At 63.4% G+C, this 13,910-nt stretch carries 17 protein-coding genes; 10 read left to right on the top strand and 7 right to left on the bottom strand.

Annotated features, from left to right (window positions below; translation table 11 throughout):
• Window positions 1-852, top strand: a complete 852-nt coding sequence (locus tag KP004_RS00895) for an HDOD domain-containing protein (protein WP_216800524.1) — start codon at window positions 1-3, stop codon at window positions 850-852.
• Here the strand turns inward: KP004_RS00895 and KP004_RS00890 are convergent.
• Genes KP004_RS00890 through KP004_RS00880 form a run of 3 tightly spaced genes read right to left on the bottom strand, consistent with a single transcriptional unit; the run spans window position 836 to window position 4,720 of the window.
• On the bottom strand, window positions 836-1,825 hold the full coding sequence (locus KP004_RS00890) for a PilZ-like domain-containing protein (RefSeq protein ID WP_216800523.1): 990 nt from the start codon (window positions 1,823-1,825) through the stop codon (window positions 836-838). The two genes, KP004_RS00895 and KP004_RS00890, sit on opposite strands and share 17 nt — an antisense overlap.
• 42 nt (window positions 1,826-1,867) lie before the next feature.
• Window positions 1,868-4,546 carry a DNA polymerase I gene (gene polA / locus KP004_RS00885; RefSeq protein WP_216800522.1) on the bottom strand — a complete coding sequence of 893 codons (2,679 nt, stop codon included), beginning with the start codon at window positions 4,544-4,546 and terminating at the stop codon, window positions 1,868-1,870.
• On the bottom strand, window positions 4,547-4,720 hold the full coding sequence (locus KP004_RS00880) for a DUF4177 domain-containing protein (RefSeq protein ID WP_216800521.1): 174 nt from the start codon (window positions 4,718-4,720) through the stop codon (window positions 4,547-4,549).
• 184 nt (window positions 4,721-4,904) lie between these two features.
• Between KP004_RS00880 and KP004_RS00875 the strand changes: the two genes are divergently transcribed.
• Complete coding sequence (locus tag KP004_RS00875) at window positions 4,905-5,078, top strand: hypothetical protein (RefSeq protein WP_183345018.1); 174 nt, start codon at window positions 4,905-4,907, stop codon at window positions 5,076-5,078.
• Between the two features lie 103 nt (window positions 5,079-5,181).
• Complete coding sequence (locus KP004_RS00870) at window positions 5,182-5,604, top strand: Hsp20/alpha crystallin family protein (RefSeq protein WP_216800520.1); 423 nt, start codon at window positions 5,182-5,184, stop codon at window positions 5,602-5,604.
• Window positions 5,605-5,607: 3 nt separating this feature from the next.
• Here KP004_RS00870 and larE read toward each other — a convergent pair whose 3' ends face one another.
• From larE to KP004_RS00855, 3 genes are all read right to left on the bottom strand, one after another.
• The gene (larE, locus tag KP004_RS00865) at window positions 5,608-6,414 is read right to left on the bottom strand and encodes an ATP-dependent sacrificial sulfur transferase LarE (protein WP_216800519.1); all 807 of its coding nucleotides are present in this window, start codon (window positions 6,412-6,414) and stop codon (window positions 5,608-5,610) included.
• Between the two features lie 99 nt (window positions 6,415-6,513).
• Complete coding sequence (locus tag KP004_RS00860) at window positions 6,514-6,972, bottom strand: RrF2 family transcriptional regulator (RefSeq protein WP_199387599.1); 459 nt, start codon at window positions 6,970-6,972, stop codon at window positions 6,514-6,516.
• 111 nt (window positions 6,973-7,083) lie between these two features.
• On the bottom strand, window positions 7,084-7,293 hold the full coding sequence (locus tag KP004_RS00855; RefSeq protein WP_216800518.1) for a hypothetical protein: 210 nt from the start codon (window positions 7,291-7,293) through the stop codon (window positions 7,084-7,086).
• Window positions 7,294-7,427: 134 nt separating this feature from the next.
• Here KP004_RS00855 and dapF point away from each other — a divergent pair, with 134 nt between their 5' ends.
• The 5 genes from dapF to dtd all read left to right on the top strand — a co-directional run bounded on the left by dapF (window position 7,428) and on the right by dtd (window position 10,698).
• Window positions 7,428-8,264: a diaminopimelate epimerase gene (gene dapF / locus KP004_RS00850; RefSeq protein ID WP_216800517.1), complete on the top strand. Its 837-nt coding sequence runs from the start codon at window positions 7,428-7,430 to the stop codon at window positions 8,262-8,264.
• A 156-nt stretch (window positions 8,265-8,420) separates the two neighbouring features.
• Window positions 8,421-8,858 (top strand): HIT family protein, encoded by a 438-nt coding sequence (locus KP004_RS00845; protein WP_216800516.1) that lies wholly within the window; start codon window positions 8,421-8,423, stop codon window positions 8,856-8,858.
• Window positions 8,858-9,709 carry a deoxyribonuclease IV gene (locus tag KP004_RS00840; RefSeq protein ID WP_216800515.1) on the top strand — a complete coding sequence of 284 codons (852 nt, stop codon included), beginning with the start codon at window positions 8,858-8,860 and terminating at the stop codon, window positions 9,707-9,709. The genes KP004_RS00845 and KP004_RS00840 overlap by 1 nt, the downstream gene beginning before the upstream one ends.
• 24 nt (window positions 9,710-9,733) lie before the next feature.
• Entirely contained in the window at window positions 9,734-10,252 is a 519-nt protein-coding gene (locus KP004_RS00835; protein ID WP_216800514.1) for an O-acetyl-ADP-ribose deacetylase, read from the top strand.
• Window positions 10,249-10,698: a D-aminoacyl-tRNA deacylase gene (gene dtd, locus KP004_RS00830; RefSeq protein ID WP_216800513.1), complete on the top strand. Its 450-nt coding sequence runs from the start codon at window positions 10,249-10,251 to the stop codon at window positions 10,696-10,698. Before KP004_RS00835 ends, dtd begins: the two co-directional genes overlap by 4 nt.
• A gap of 2 nt (window positions 10,699-10,700) precedes the next feature.
• Here the strand turns inward: dtd and KP004_RS00825 are convergent, their stop codons facing one another.
• A complete protein-coding gene (locus KP004_RS00825; protein WP_216800512.1) occupies window positions 10,701-11,072 on the bottom strand; it encodes a pyridoxamine 5'-phosphate oxidase family protein in 372 nt (123 codons plus the stop codon).
• A gap of 115 nt (window positions 11,073-11,187) precedes the next feature.
• Here KP004_RS00825 and KP004_RS00820 point away from each other — a divergent pair, with 115 nt between their 5' ends.
• Together KP004_RS00820 and pabB are read left to right on the top strand one after the other, a co-directional pair.
• Window positions 11,188-12,045: a TIGR02757 family protein gene (locus tag KP004_RS00820; protein ID WP_216800511.1), complete on the top strand. Its 858-nt coding sequence runs from the start codon at window positions 11,188-11,190 to the stop codon at window positions 12,043-12,045.
• The gene (gene pabB, locus KP004_RS00815; protein ID WP_216800510.1) at window positions 12,045-13,805 is read left to right on the top strand and encodes an aminodeoxychorismate synthase component I; all 1,761 of its coding nucleotides are present in this window, start codon (window positions 12,045-12,047) and stop codon (window positions 13,803-13,805) included. The genes KP004_RS00820 and pabB overlap by 1 nt, the downstream gene beginning before the upstream one ends.
• The last annotated feature ends 105 nt before the right edge of the window (window positions 13,806-13,910 follow it).

The raw sequence follows: 13,910 nt of genomic DNA, 5'->3' as shown, positions 1-13,910 counted from the left end.
ATGACGAGCAAACCCTTCGTCGAGGTCGTCAAGGAGCAGCTGGATTCGGAAACCCTGAACCTCCCCGTGTTCCACCCGGTCGCGGTCAAGCTGCAGGGGATCCTGTCCGGCAAGGATTTCACCATCGACCAGGTGGTGGCGCTGATCATCAAGGACCAGGCGCTGACCAGCCAGATCCTCAGGCTCGCCAACTCCGCCTTTTTCAGCGGGCTCGCCAAGGTCACCACCATCACCGACGCCGTGGTACGGCTGGGGGCACGCGAGATCGCGAGCGTGGCCATGCTCGCCTCGCAGCAAAACAGCTACAACAGCTTCACCCACCCGGAGCTGAAGAGCCACTCCCAGGTCCTTTGGAAGCACGCCATCGGCTGCGCCATCGGCACCCGCTGGCTCTGCGAGAAAAACGGTTACAGGCAGCTCGCGCAGGAAGGGTTCATCGCCGGGCTGCTGCACGACATCGGAAGCCTTTTGATACTGAAGGTCCTGGAGGGGATCGTCAACACGGACGGGGAGCGGAAGGGGGTGTCGCGCGAGCTCACCGCGGAAATCATCGCGGCGATGCACACCGAATCGGGATACCAGCTGATGCAGAAATGGAACCTGCCGGAGATCTACTGCACCATCGTGCGCGACCACCACAGCGAGCTCACCGACAGCGGCAACGTGCTGCTTTGCCTGGTGCGACTGGTGGATCACGCCTGCCGGAAACTGGGGCTTGGGGGGGCGCCGGAGCCGAACCTGATGCTGGCGGCGACCTTCGAGGCGCAAAGCATGGGGATCAAGGAGATCATGCTCGCCGAACTGGAGATCATGATCGAGGACGCCATGGAGATGGTTACCGCTGCCGCTTGAGGAATTCCACGAACCCTTCGTCGAAGATCCGCTGTACCTCCCACTTTTCCCCGCGTTCCTTGGCCATGCGGATCGCCCGCACCTGGCAGCCGACGAAAGCTACCAGTAGGATGAAGGCCAGGGCGATCTGCAGGCGCCAGGCGAACGCCGACAGTCCCGGCTCCGGCGAGGGCAGCACCCTCGGAGTCTGCTGGGAAAGCTGCAGCAGTTGCTGCGCCGAGATGTAGCCGATCAGCCGGTCGCGGTCGGCCTCATCGATCATACGGTACCTCACCGCGGTGCTGAAGCGCACCTGGTCGGGCAGATCCCGCACCTCTACCACCTCTCCCACGATTTCGATCAGGTGCTGCGAGTTGGGAACGTAGATGCTCAGCTCGATCAGCTGTCCCACAATCAGCTTCTCGTTGATGTTGATGCGCAGCCCCCCGCCCGAGATGTTGGCCGCTACCGGCGGGGTATCCTTGCGCTTTGCCAGCCTCGCCCTGATCTCCTCCCTGCTGTCCTCGAGTTCCTCCGGTTCACCCGGCTCCGGAATCTGAGCGGCGAATTCCATCTCCCTGCGCCGCTCCAGCCAGCGCAGCCTGACGTCCGCCTCGATCTGGGACAGGGGAAGCCGGTAATCCAGTGGGAGGTAGACGTCCTGGCGATAGTACTCCCGGGGCTCGAACGGGTAGACTTCCTCGATCAGCCGCAGCGCCAGGCGGTGCTCCGCCGCATCGACGCGGACCAGGACGGCACGACAGGTCAGCGCCTGTTCCTGGTCGGGCAGCCCCACGTTCAGGGTCTGGCCGGTCTCGAGTCTCGATTCCTCGGGGAGCTGGTCCCGCGAAAGATCGACCAGCAGCAGGTCGTCCTCCAGCGTGGCCACCAATCCCCACTCCGGAAACCAGCCGCCCCCTTCCAGCGGTATGCCCACGCGGACACGGTGCCCTTCATGGAAGTATCTCGCGTACTGTTCCAGCTCCTCAGCCATAACGCCTCCGTCTACTCCTCTTCGGCAGCTGCCGCGAAAACGTTAGTGCGCCTCGGCCCAGTTCAGACCGAAGTTGAGATCCACCTTGAGCGGCACCGACAGGGAAAGCGCGCCCTCCATCTCGCTGCGCACCAGCTCCTCCATCAGCTCCCGCTCGTTTTCCGGCACCTCGAACACCAGTTCGTCGTGCACCTGCATGATCAGGCGGCTGGCCACCTGTTCCTCACGCATGCGGCGGGAGACCTTGATCATGGCCGCCTTGATGATGTCGGCCGCCGAGCCCTGGATCGGGTAGTTGGTGGCGTTTCTCTGGGCGAAGGCGCGGATGTTGCCGTTTTTGCTGGCGATCTCCGGGATCTGCAGCCTTCTCCCCAGGATGGTGGTGACGAAGCCGCAGGTCTCGGCCTCGGAGATGCAGCTGTCCAGGAAGCTCCTGGCCCCGGCGTGGCGCTCGAAGTAGCTGTCGATGAACGCCTTGGCCTGCTTCGCGGGAACACCCAGCTCCTTGGCGAGGGAGAAGGCTCCCTGCCCGTAGATGACGCCGAAGTTGATCACCTTGGCCTGGCGCCTCATCTCGGGAGTCACCAGTTCCGGGAACATGCCGAACACCTCGGAGGCGGTGCGGCGGTGCACGTCCTCACCGGAGGCAAATGCCTCACTGAGCACCCGGTCCCCGGAGAGGTGGGCCAGCACACGCAGCTCGATCTGCGAGTAGTCCGCGGAAAGGATCAGGCTTCCCGGCTCGGCCACGAAAGCGCGCCTGATGTCACGCCCCTCCGCCCCGCGCACCGGGATGTTCTGCAGGTTCGGGTCGGACGAGGAGAGCCGGCCGGTGTTGGTGACCGCCTGGTTGTAGGAGGTGTGCACGCGGCCGGTCCTCGGGTCGACGAGCTTCGGGAGCGCGTCGGTGTAGGTCGACTTGAGCTTGGAGATGCTGCGGTACTGCAGCAGCAGCCTCGCCACCTCGTGCTGCTCGGCCAGCCGTTCCAGCTCCTCGACGTTGGTGGACCAGCCGGTCTTCCCCTTGGTCTTCTTGCCGACGGCGAGCCCCATCCGCTCGAAGAGCATCTCCCCCAGCTGCTTGGGCGAGTTGATGTTGAACGGGCCGCCGCAGTGGTCGTGGATCTTCGCCTCCAGCTCGATGAGCTGTTTGCCGAACCCGGCGGAGAGCTCCTTCATGAGCTCAAGGTCGAGCTTCACGCCGCACAGCTCCATGTCCGCCAGGATCTCCATGAGCGGCATCTCGACGTCGAAGAGAAGCTCCTCCATACCCTGCTCGCGCACCTTGGGGAGCAGGATCTCGTGCAACAGGAAGGTGGCGTCGGCGTCCTCGCAGGAGTAGGGGCCGGCGCGGTCCAGGTCCACCTCGGAGAAGTTCAGCTCGCACTTGCCGGTGCCGGCCACCTCCGCGTAGGAGATCATGCGGTGGTCCAGGTACTCCAGCGCCAGGGCGTCCAGCCCCTGGCTGTTGCGCGACGGGTTGACCAGGTAGGCGGCCAGCATGGTGTCGCACCAGATGCCGGCGAATTTCACCCCGGCCAGCTGCAGCACCTGGTAGTCGTACTTCAGGTTCTGGCCGATCTTCTTGCGGGACGGGTCGGCGAGGAGCGGTCCCAAAAGCTCCAGTACCAGCTGTTCCGGGAGCTGTTCCGGGGCGCCCAGGTAGCGGTGCCCGACCGGGATGTAGTAGGCCTCATGGGAGTGGCAGCTCACCGCGTAGCCGACCACGGCCGCCTCGAAGGGGTTGAGGCTCGTGGTCTCCAGGTCGATGGCGAAGGCGGGCGCCTTTGCCAGCTTCGCCACCAGTTCGCGCAGCTCGGCCTCGGTCAGCACCAGGGAATAGCGGTCGCAGGAAAGGGTGGGCGAACTGGTGAGGTCCTTCAACAAGGTGGCGAACCCGTACTCGCGAAACAGCGCGGCCAAGCGGCGGTTGTCCGGAGGGGTCACCGCGAAGTCGTCGATGTCGTACTCGATGGGAACGTTGCAGTCGATGGTGGCCAGGGTGCGGCACAGGCGGGCCTGGTCGGCGAACTCGACCAGCCGCTCGCCGGTCTTCCCCTTCACCTCGGACGCCCGCGCCAGCAGCTCGTCCAGCGTGCCGAACTCCTGCAGGAGCTTCTTGGCGGTCACCTCGCCGACCCCGGGGACGCCGGGGATGTTGTCGGAGGTATCCCCCCAAAGTGCCAGCACGTCGACCACCCGCGCGGGCTCCACGCCGAACTTCTCGATGACGTCGGGGATGCCGAAGCTCTTCTCCTTCATCGTGTCCAGAAGGGTCACGTGCTCGGTGACGATCTGCATCAGGTCCTTGTCGCCGGTGACCACCACGCAGTCGAGCCCCGCGGCTTGCGCCTTCTTGGCGATGGTCCCGATGATGTCGTCCGCCTCCCACCCCGGAAGCTCCAGCGCGGGGATGTTGAAGGCCCGCACCATCTGCTTGATCGGCTCGATCTGCTGGGCAAGATCCTCGGGCATGGCGCTCCTGGTCGCCTTGTAGGCGGGGAAGAGCTCGTTTCGGAAGGTGATCTTGCCGGCGTCGAACACCACGGCCACGTGGGCCGGTGCCCGGTCCTTCATGACCTTCAAGAGCATCTGGGTGAAACCGTAGAGCGCGTTGGTGGGGAAGCCGTTGGGGGAGCTCAGGTGGCGGATGGCGAAATAGGCCCGGTAGATGTAGGAAGAGCCGTCCAGCAGGTACAGTGTTTCTCTCTCGGCCGTCACCTACTCCTCCTCTTTGGTGAAGACCACGAAGGCCATGGCCGGGCGCTTGCTAGCGTCACGCATGGCAAACTGCATGGCGTCGAACTTCCACCCTTTCCGGGTCCATTCGTTCAGCGCTTCCTCGATGGTTTCCTCGGAAACATGGCTCAGTTCGACGACCTTGTACTGCAACATAAACACTCCTAAGGACTGGGATTTTCCCGGCCATATTATCCGATAACCCCTTATGCTTCAAGGCGAAATGTTCTGTTGCAAAAAAGATCCAAACTGCTATGATTCTCAAAAATAAAAAAAGGGGGTGCAGCAAGTTCAGGCAGTTAGGCGTCGGCGTTAACAACCAGGTAAAAGGGGAGCCAGCATGGCACGAGACGAAGAAAAAACCATCGACGAATTGGCACAGAGGATGGAAATCAACCTGGCAATGGACTACGAGAAAAAGGACTTGAAGGCACAAAGGGAGTTGGTGAAACAACACCTCTACGACGGCTCCAAAAAATTGAAGCACACCGTACCCAAGGGGAAGCGGATTTAGACCAGGAGAAGGAAACAACGGGGAGGGGGCTTGAGGAAACGGCTCCCTCCCCTTAAATTTTGCCTACCATACGCGCCCGGTGGCGCACCAGCGGAGGGAGAAGATGGCGATCGTCAGGTACAACCCGCTCAGCGAACTCAGAAGCATGCAGGACAAGATGAACCGGCTGCTGGACCTGGCCTGGACCCGCGAGATCGGCGAGGAGATCAGGGAGGGGGTCTGGCACCCGCCGGCCGACGTCTACGAGAGCAACGCGGCGGTGACCATCAAGGTCGAGCTTCCCGACCTGAACCTCTCCGACATCGAGATCAGGGCGGAAGAGCATACCCTCACCATCAAGGGTGAACGAAAGCACAGCGAGGAGATCAGGAAGGAAAACTTCCACAGGATCGAGCGCTACTTCGGCCCCTTTCAAAGGAGCTTCGCCGTCCCCCCCGAGTTCGACACCGCGAGCTTCAGCGCGAACTGCGACTGCGGCGTCCTCACCATCGTCATCCCCAAGACCATAACCGTGGAGATCACCTGAGGCTTACCCCTCGTTCATGCTGCCGGTGCGGTACCCCTGCAGGTCGAGCGACACATAGGTGAAGCCGGCCTGCCTGAAGCAGTCGAGGGTGCGGCGCCGCAGCTCCGGCTCCAGCATCCGCCCCAGCTCCGCCTCGGAGAGCTCGATGCGCGCGCTCTCCTGATGGAACCTCACCCGGTACACCTTGAACCCCTCCCCTTTCAGGAATTCCTCGCAGCGCTCCACCTGGTTCAGCCTCTGCTCGGTGATCTCGGTGCCGTACGGGAAGCGGCTGGCCAGGCAGGCGTAGGCCTGCTTGTCCCAGGTGGGAAGCCCCAAGCCCCGCGACAGTTCCCGGATGTCCGCCTTGGCCAGTTCCGCCTCGAGCAGCGGCGAGCGCACCTTGAGCTCGCAGGCCGCCACCCGTCCGGGGCGGTAGTCGCCGAGGTCATCGGTGTTGCTGCCGTCGGCGACGACGGCGAAGCCGAGCTCGCGCGCCTTGTCGCTGCAGATCCGGAACAGCTCGCTCTTGCAGTGGTAGCAACGGTCCTTGGGATTGTGGCTGAAACCGGGAATCTCCAGCTCGTTGGATTCGACCAGCAGCTGCGTCGCCCCAAGGGACGCGGCCAGGCGCTTCGCCTCGTTCAGCTCGCTTTCAGGGTAGGTGGGTGAGGTGGCGGTGACGGCGAGGACCTGCGCCGATCCGAGGGTGTCTATCGCTGCCTTAAGGAGAAAGGTGGAGTCGACCCCGCCCGAGAAGGCGACCAGGACGGTTCCCATCTCGCGCAGGATCTCTTGCAGTCTGGTGTATTTCTGATGGGGTGATGCCATGGGGCCTCGCGGGACCGCGCCCGGGAACGCCCCCACACGTACCAGCCGTTGGTGCCGCCGCGGCTGCAGTCGTTTTGTTGTGGAAAAGCTGCCTGCCGTCTAGATGAAGTACATGAAGCGGTGATCCTGCTCCCGCTTTATGCCCAGCGCCTCACCCCGTTCGCACAGGGTCTTCAGGGTGATGGACTCGAAGAACTCGTTCAGCCTGGAGTTGGACTCCTCCCAGACGGTTTGGGTCACGCAGCTCCCATCGAAGCCGCACTCCCCTTTTCTCCTGCCGGCGCAGTCGACGATGAGGGTATCACCCTCGGTCGCCTCGATCACGGCGCGAACGGTGATGTCCTCCGGGCTCTTGGCGAGGCAGTACCCTCCCTGCGGCCCGCGCTTGCTCTTCAGGATGCCGTGCTTTTTCAATCCCTGGAAGATCTGCTCGAGGTAACGGGGCGAGATATCCTGACGCCGCGAGATATCCTGGATCTGCGCAGGCTGGGACCCGGCGTTGTAGGCGATGTCAAAAAGAGCCCTCAAGCCGTAACGGCTCTTGGTGGAAAGTCTCATGTCTGTATCTCCCGCTGTTTAATGGTTAAGCGAGGATACAATACCACATTTTTCATGTCAACAATATAAAGAATTGCATGTCCGCATTTACCACCGCGGACATGGGCCATATCACCAGTAACGCTGGGGCGGCTCGACCCGCTCCACCAACGTGATGCTGCCGTCGATCACCTGGAAGACGTCGCCGTACATGTTGGTCCACTTGTCGCCCTCTTCCAGCGGAGTCGGAACCTCGCGGCTTCCCAGGAAAACCTCCGCGTCGCCGATGTAGGCGTACCACTCCAGGCTACCGTTCATCCAGATTCTGTTCTTGATTTCCATTAAGCCTCCCACCCTTTTTTTCTCATGATCTTACTGAAAAGTATACGCATCGGTCAAGGACTCCGGTTTTTCCCTTGTTGCCGCAGGCCGTTTTTGTTATTAGAGAAGGATACTTTCCTTGGGGGTCTTTCTCTATGAAATTCACAAAGATGCAGGGCGCCGGCAACGACTACGTCTACGTCGACTGTTTCAAAGAAACCGTGCAGGACCCCGCCGCAGTGGCCATCAAGGTATCGAACCGCAACTTCGGCATCGGTTCCGACGGCCTGATCCTGATCATGCCCAGCGAGGTGGCCGACGTCAGGATGCGCATGTTCAACTCCGACGGCTCCGAGAGCGAGATGTGCGGCAACGGCATCCGCTGCGTCGCCAAATACGCATACGACCACGCCATCGTGGCGAAGCGGGAGATCACCGCCGAAACCGGCGCGGGCATCCTGACCCTCCAGCTTTTCACCGGCGCCGACGGCAAGGTCGAGAAGGTGCGCGTCAACATGGGGCCGCCCCGGCTCACCCGGAAGGAGATCCCGATGCTGGGCAATCCCGGCGAGAAGGTGGTCAGCGAGCCGCTCAACATCCTGCACTCCACCTTCAGCATCACCTGCGCCTCGATGGGGAACCCGCACTGCGTCATCTTCGTGGACGACGTGGACAGCTTCGAGGTGGCCAAGTACGGGCCGCTCATCGAGAACCACGAGCTGTTCCCGCGCCGCACCAACGTCGAGTTCGTACAGGTGATCTCGCGCACCGAAATACGCCAACGCACCTGGGAACGCGGCGCCGGCGAGACCCTGGCCTGCGGCACCGGCTCCAGCGCCGTCACTGCGGCCTGCGTCCTGAACGGCCTGACCGAAAAGAAGATCCTGAACCATCTGACCGGCGGCGACCTGGAAATGGAATGGAGCGAGGACGGTAACATCTACATGACCGGTCCGGCGGTAGAGGTCTTCAGCGGCGAAATCGAAATCTAAAACCCAAATTGACCATTGGCAATGGACAATTGACTATTAAAAGCTATCTGGCCCGGTGACAGCGGGGACAGCTCTCTGCGCAGCACGTCGGCTACTGCTCAGGTCCGGTTCCCGTTGTCAATTGTCAATTATCCATTGTCAATTGATAGGATTTTTATGAACTCCTGCCCTATCTGCACCAAGTGGCAAGACGACGAGGACCAGCGGGTCATCGAACTGGAACACACGCTGGTTTCGCTGAACCGCGACCAGTTCTTCGCGGGTTACTGCTTCGTCTATACCAGGGACCACGTCACCGAACTGTTCCACCTCTCCGAAACGGTGCGAAACGGCGTCATGGCCGAGGTCTGCGCCGTGGCCGAGGCGCTTTACAACGCCTTCGCCCCGGATAAGATCAACTACGAACTGCTGGGCAACATGGCACCGCACATGCACTGGCACGTGGTGCCGCGCCGCTCGAGCGACCCGCTCTGGCCTCGCCCGCACTGGAGCGAGCCGCACCAGGAACTGATCCTCAAAAGCGAGGAGTACCTGGCAAGGGCCGAGCTGATCAGGACCCACCTGGGCAAACTGGGCGTCAAGGGGAGGGCGTAATGGATCTTTTGGGCGCTCACGTCTCCATATCGGGAGGGATCCACAACGCCGTCGACCGCGGGGTCGCCTCCGGCTGCGGCGTCATCCAGGTCTTCACCCAGAACTCGAACCAGTGGCGCGGCAAGGCCATCTCCGACGCCGACGCGCAGCTGTTCCGCGACAAGTTCGCGGCCAGCGGCATGAAAAGCGTCATGAGCCACGACATCTACCTGATCAACCTGGCCGCCGCGCCCGGCGAGGTGAAGGACAAGAGCCTGATCGCGTTCCGGGAGGAGCTGGAGCGCTGCGCCAAGCTCGGCATCGACAAGGTGGTCATGCACCCCGGCTCACACAACGGCGACGGCGAGGAGGTCGGCATCCGGCGCGTCTGCGAGGCCTTCGACCAGCTCTTCGCCGAGGTGCCGCAGTTCACCGGGAAGGTGCTCCTGGAGAACACCGCGGGGCAGGGAAGCAATCTCGGCTACAGGTTCGAACACCTGAAGGCGATCATGGAGGGCTGCGCAGACCCGACCCGTTTCGGCGTCTGCTTCGACACCTGCCACGCCTTCGCCTCCGGCTACGCCATCGCGGACCACGACGGCTACCGCAGAACTTTCGATGAATTCGACGCCCTGCTCGGCATCGACAGGCTGATGGGCTTCCACCTGAACGACTCGAAGAAGGGACTGGGGTGCAAGGTGGACCGCCACGAACACATCGGCGCCGGGACACTGGGACTGGAGCCCTTCCGCTTCATCCTCAACGACCCGCACTTCGCCCTGATCCCGAAGGTCATCGAAACGCCCAAGGGAGACAACGACGAGATGGACGCAGTGAACCTGAAACTTTTGCGGAGCCTGATCGAAAGCTGATCCGGCTCCGGTAGGAGGTGCGGCATGCGCGACAAGGTTGAAGTCCTACAGGGAGATATCACCAGGGTGGCGGTCGACGCCATCGTCAACGCGGCCAACAGCTCGCTTCTGGGCGGCGGCGGGGTGGACGGCGCCATCCACCGGGCGGCGGGTCCCGAGCTCCTCGCCGAGTGCCGCACCCTGGGAGGATGCCCCACGGGCGAGGCCAGGATCACCAAGGGATACCGGCTCCCGGCCCGGCACGTGATCCACACCGTGGGGCCGGTCTGGCACGGCGGCGGCCGCGGCGAGCCCGAGCTGCTCCGTTCCTGCTACCGCAACTGTTTCCGCCTCGCCCACGAAAACGGGCTTACCGGACTAGCCTTCCCCGCCATCAGCACCGGCGTCTACGGCTATCCCAAGGGCCCCGCCTGCCGGATCGCGCTGGAAGAGTCCAAGGCGGCACTGGCGAGCTACCCGGAACTGGAAAAAATCATTTTCGTGGCGTTCTCCGCCGAGGACGCGCAGATCTATCGGGAAACGATGCAGGAGGTTTTTCAGTGAAGGCGGTAATTCAGCGGGTCAAGCAGGCGAGCGTCACGGTGGCGGGGAAGGTGGTCGGGGAGATCGGCCCCGGGGTCCTGGTGCTGCTCGGCGTGGAAATCGGCGACACCTGCAAGCAGGCGGACTGGATGGCGGAGAAGATCGTCAACCTGAGGATCTTTACCGACGACGAGGGGAAGATGAACCTCGCCCTGCCCGACGTGAAGGGAGAGATGCTGGCGGTATCGCAGTTCACCCTGGCGGGCAACTGTTCCAAGGGGAGGCGCCCCTCGTTCGATACCGCCGCCGCACCGGAGGAGGCCAACAAGCTGTACAGCTACTTCATGGGGCAGGTCTGGGAGCTCGGCGTTCCGGTGCAAAGCGGGATCTTCCAGGCCGACATGGAGGTGGCGCTGGTAAACGACGGGCCGGTGACCTTCGTCCTGGAGACCCCGCCCAACCGCTGAACTCACATGAGGGGCCGGACCTCGTCGACCTTGAAGTAGACGACACTCGCCACCGCGGCACTTGCCTGCGGGCTCGCCACCAGCGCGGTCCGCTCCTTTATCTCGCCCAGCAGTTCCCCTTCCCCCTTTTCCTCGACCATGGTCAGGGTCAGCCTCCAGCCGCTGTAGCCTCGCGACGGCGCCAGGTACAGGTAGCTGGCGTGCGGGTTTTGCCTCAGGTTCGCGATGCTGCGCCCGTCGCCGAAGCCCCAGGCCAGCGTCTGATCGTCAACCACGTGCGGTATGGCGAAGACGGCGAGATTGACGACGCCGTTGGCGTCGGCGGTGCCCAGAATGCCACGCCCCCCTTCCGGAAACAGTTCCGCAAGCTTCATGTGTTCCGCCCCCTTTTCTCTTTAAGCTGATGAAGCAACTATGATAATCTAGCAGGCCCGTAACGATTGTCCACCACCGCGCCCACGCCGGGCGACCGCAGCGAAGGAAGAGCACGTGGAGCTGAAAACCATACTCGAAGCACTGTACCAGAACCGCTCCCAGGCCCACCTGGCCAACGACCCGCTCTCCTTTTGCCACCGCTACCGCGAGCCCCTGGACCAGGAGGTCGCGGGCCTCGTGGCATCCTCGTTCGCCTACGGCAACGTGAAGATCATCAAGAAGAACCTGGCCGGGATCTTCGAGGCCATGGGACCTTCACCGCGCCGCTTCGTGGAGCGCTTCGACCCGAAACAGGGGATCCGGCTCTTCGCCGGTTTCAAGCACCGCTTCAACGACGCCCGCGACCTCTGTGCCCTCCTGCTCGCCTGCCGCATCATGATCGAGGAGGAGGGCTCCATCGAGGCCTGGCTCTTGCGTTTTCACACCCCACAGGACGAGGACCTGACCGGAACCCTCTCCGGCTTTTCCGATGCGGTGAAGCGCCTCGACCTTGCGCCGGTCTTCGGCCCCGGCGGCGTCCCCGCGGACTCCTACTTCCCCTTCTTCTTCCCCTCCCCCGCCTCGGGGAGCGCATGCAAGAGACTGTGCATGCTGCTTCGGTGGATGGTGCGTCCCGCCGACGGCATCGACCTCGGCATCTGGCGGGGCATCTCGCCCGCGCAGCTCATCATCCCGGTCGATGCCCACATCCAGCGCATCTGCCGCTTCCTCGGCTTCACCAACCGCAAGCAGGCGGACTGGCGCATGGCCTGCGAGATCACCCGGGCGCTGCGCGAGCTCGATCCGGCCGACCCGGTCAAGTACGACTTCGCCATCTGCCACCTGGGGATCTCGGAAGGGTGCGACGGCAAGGACAGGCTCAAGTGCGCCGCCTGCCCCATCGGCGACATCTGCTCGGCGGGACCCGCTTGATGCAGCGCTTCCCGGCCTACCTGCACGGTTTCGCCTTCGCCGGCCACGTCGGCGAGATCAGCGCCCGGACGCCGGAAGAGGTGCGGCCCGCGTTCGAGGAACTGCAGCGGCAGTTGGCAGCGGGGCTCCATGCCGCCGGTTTCGTCTGCTACGAGGCGGCCGGCGCCATCAACGACACCCTCACCACGGCTCCCGCGCACCCCATGCCGCTGCTCTGGTTCGGCCTGTTCACCACGCGGCGGCCGAAGACCTTCCCGCAGCACGAGGCCCCTTTCCGCTGCACCGACTGGCAGATCAGCCCCGGATGGGAGAGCTATCGAGACTCCGTCCAGGAGATCCGTGACTTCATCGCCGCCGGGGACAGCTACCAGGTCAATTACACCATCAGGCAAAGGTTCGCCTTCAGCGGCTGCTCCCGCTCCTTCTTCAGCGCACTCTGCGGCAACCAGCCCACCCCCTACAACTGCTACCTCGAGTGCGGCAGGTGGCGCGTGCTGTCCGCCTCGCCGGAGCTGTTCTTCTCCCTGTCCGGCGACAGACTGGTCACCCGCCCGATGAAGGGGACGGCCCCGCGCGGCCGCTGGTACGCGGAGGACCTGGCCCGGAAGGAGCAGCTCAGGCAGAGCCCTAAGGAAGTGGCCGAGAACCTGATGATCGTCGACCTGTTGCGCAACGACATGGGGATGGTGTCCCAGACCGGCTCGGTCCAGGTCGACTCGCTCTTCGACGTGGAAAGCCACCCCACCGTGCACCAGATGACCTCCACCATCCAGTCCCGGGTCGAGGAGGGGGTGACGCCGCTGGAGCTGTTCGAGGCCCTGTTTCCCTGCGGCTCGGTGACCGGCGCCCCCAAGAGGCGCAGCATGGAGATCATTGCGCAGTTGGAGCGGGAACCGCGCGGCCTGTACACCGGCTGCCTGGGCTATTTTTCTCCCGGCGGCGAGGCGCAGTTCAGCGTCGCCATTCGGACCGCCGTCCTCGACCTCCAGACGGGGCGAGGCGAGATGGGCATCGGCAGCGGGATCACCTACGATTCGCAGCCGGAAGCGGAATACCAGGAGTGCCTGGACAAGCGCGCCTTCATCGAGGAACAGCGACCGGAATTCCACCTGATCGAGTCGCTGCTGCACGACGAGCGGGGGTACTTCCTGCTTGATCGGCACCAGGAGCGGCTCAAACGCTCAGCCAGCTACTTCTCGTTCCCTCTCGCGGATGGCGCCGCGCTGCGAGCCTTGCAGGAGACCGCGGCCGACCTCATCCCTTCAACCGGGTACAAGGTGCGCCTGCTGCTCTTCAGGGACGGGCGTCTCAGCTGCGAAGCGGCGCCGCTCGCCGAGGCCACCCCGGAGGCAAAGGTCTCCTTCGCACGACAGCGTGTCAGCTCCACCGATCCCTTTCTCTACCATAAGACCAGCCGGCGCGACCTGTTCCACCGGGAGCTCGCCGCCCGGCCGGACCTGGCCGAGGTGATCTTCGAGAACGAGCGCGGCGAGGTGACTGAAGGGGCCTACAGCAACCTGATTGCCGTCATCGACGGCACAAAATGCACCCCCCCTCTCGACTGCGGCCTCCTCCCCGGCACCCTGCGCGAGGAGCTGCTGGCCCAGGGGACGATCGAGGAAAGGATCCTGAAAAGGGAGGACCTGGAGCGGGCCGAAGCGGTTTTTCTGGTAAACTCGGTGCGCGGGTGGCGGCAGGCGACACTGTTGGATGAAGAGACTGATGCCGGTAAGTTCCCTCCCCCGGAGGGGGAGGGTTAGGGAGGGGGCACCTTACTGAAGCCCCCCCTCCCAGCCTCCCCCCTCCGGGGGGAGGAGATATGGACCCACTATTAGAGCAAAAACTTAACTATCAGGGAGGCAACG

This window comes from Geomonas oryzisoli (genome assembly GCF_018986915.1).
Lineage (GTDB): Bacteria > Desulfobacterota > Desulfuromonadia > Geobacterales > Geobacteraceae > Geomonas > Geomonas oryzisoli.
This window is presented reverse-complemented; position numbering and strand designations above follow the sequence as displayed.

Excerpts from the sequence above, each read along its gene's own strand:
- KP004_RS00895 (WP_216800524.1), top strand. The coding sequence starts at position 1 with ATGACGAGCAAACCCTTCGTCGAGGTCGTCAAGGAGCAGCTGGATTCG.
- KP004_RS00890 (WP_216800523.1), bottom strand. The coding sequence starts at position 1,825 with ATGGCTGAGGAGCTGGAACAGTACGCGAGATACTTCCATGAAGGGCAC.
- KP004_RS00880 (WP_216800521.1), bottom strand. The coding sequence starts at position 4,720 with ATGTTGCAGTACAAGGTCGTCGAACTGAGCCATGTTTCCGAGGAAACC.
- KP004_RS00875 (WP_183345018.1), top strand. The coding sequence starts at position 4,905 with ATGGCACGAGACGAAGAAAAAACCATCGACGAATTGGCACAGAGGATG.
- KP004_RS00870 (WP_216800520.1), top strand. The coding sequence starts at position 5,182 with ATGGCGATCGTCAGGTACAACCCGCTCAGCGAACTCAGAAGCATGCAG.
- larE (WP_216800519.1), bottom strand. The coding sequence starts at position 6,414 with ATGGCATCACCCCATCAGAAATACACCAGACTGCAAGAGATCCTGCGC.
- KP004_RS00860 (WP_199387599.1), bottom strand. The coding sequence starts at position 6,972 with ATGAGACTTTCCACCAAGAGCCGTTACGGCTTGAGGGCTCTTTTTGAC.
- KP004_RS00855 (WP_216800518.1), bottom strand. The coding sequence starts at position 7,293 with ATGGAAATCAAGAACAGAATCTGGATGAACGGTAGCCTGGAGTGGTAC.
- dapF (WP_216800517.1), top strand. The coding sequence starts at position 7,428 with ATGAAATTCACAAAGATGCAGGGCGCCGGCAACGACTACGTCTACGTC.
- KP004_RS00845 (WP_216800516.1), top strand. The coding sequence starts at position 8,421 with ATGAACTCCTGCCCTATCTGCACCAAGTGGCAAGACGACGAGGACCAG.
- KP004_RS00840 (WP_216800515.1), top strand. The coding sequence starts at position 8,858 with ATGGATCTTTTGGGCGCTCACGTCTCCATATCGGGAGGGATCCACAAC.
- KP004_RS00835 (WP_216800514.1), top strand. The coding sequence starts at position 9,734 with ATGCGCGACAAGGTTGAAGTCCTACAGGGAGATATCACCAGGGTGGCG.
- KP004_RS00825 (WP_216800512.1), bottom strand. The coding sequence starts at position 11,072 with ATGAAGCTTGCGGAACTGTTTCCGGAAGGGGGGCGTGGCATTCTGGGC.
- pabB (WP_216800510.1), top strand. The coding sequence starts at position 12,045 with ATGCAGCGCTTCCCGGCCTACCTGCACGGTTTCGCCTTCGCCGGCCAC.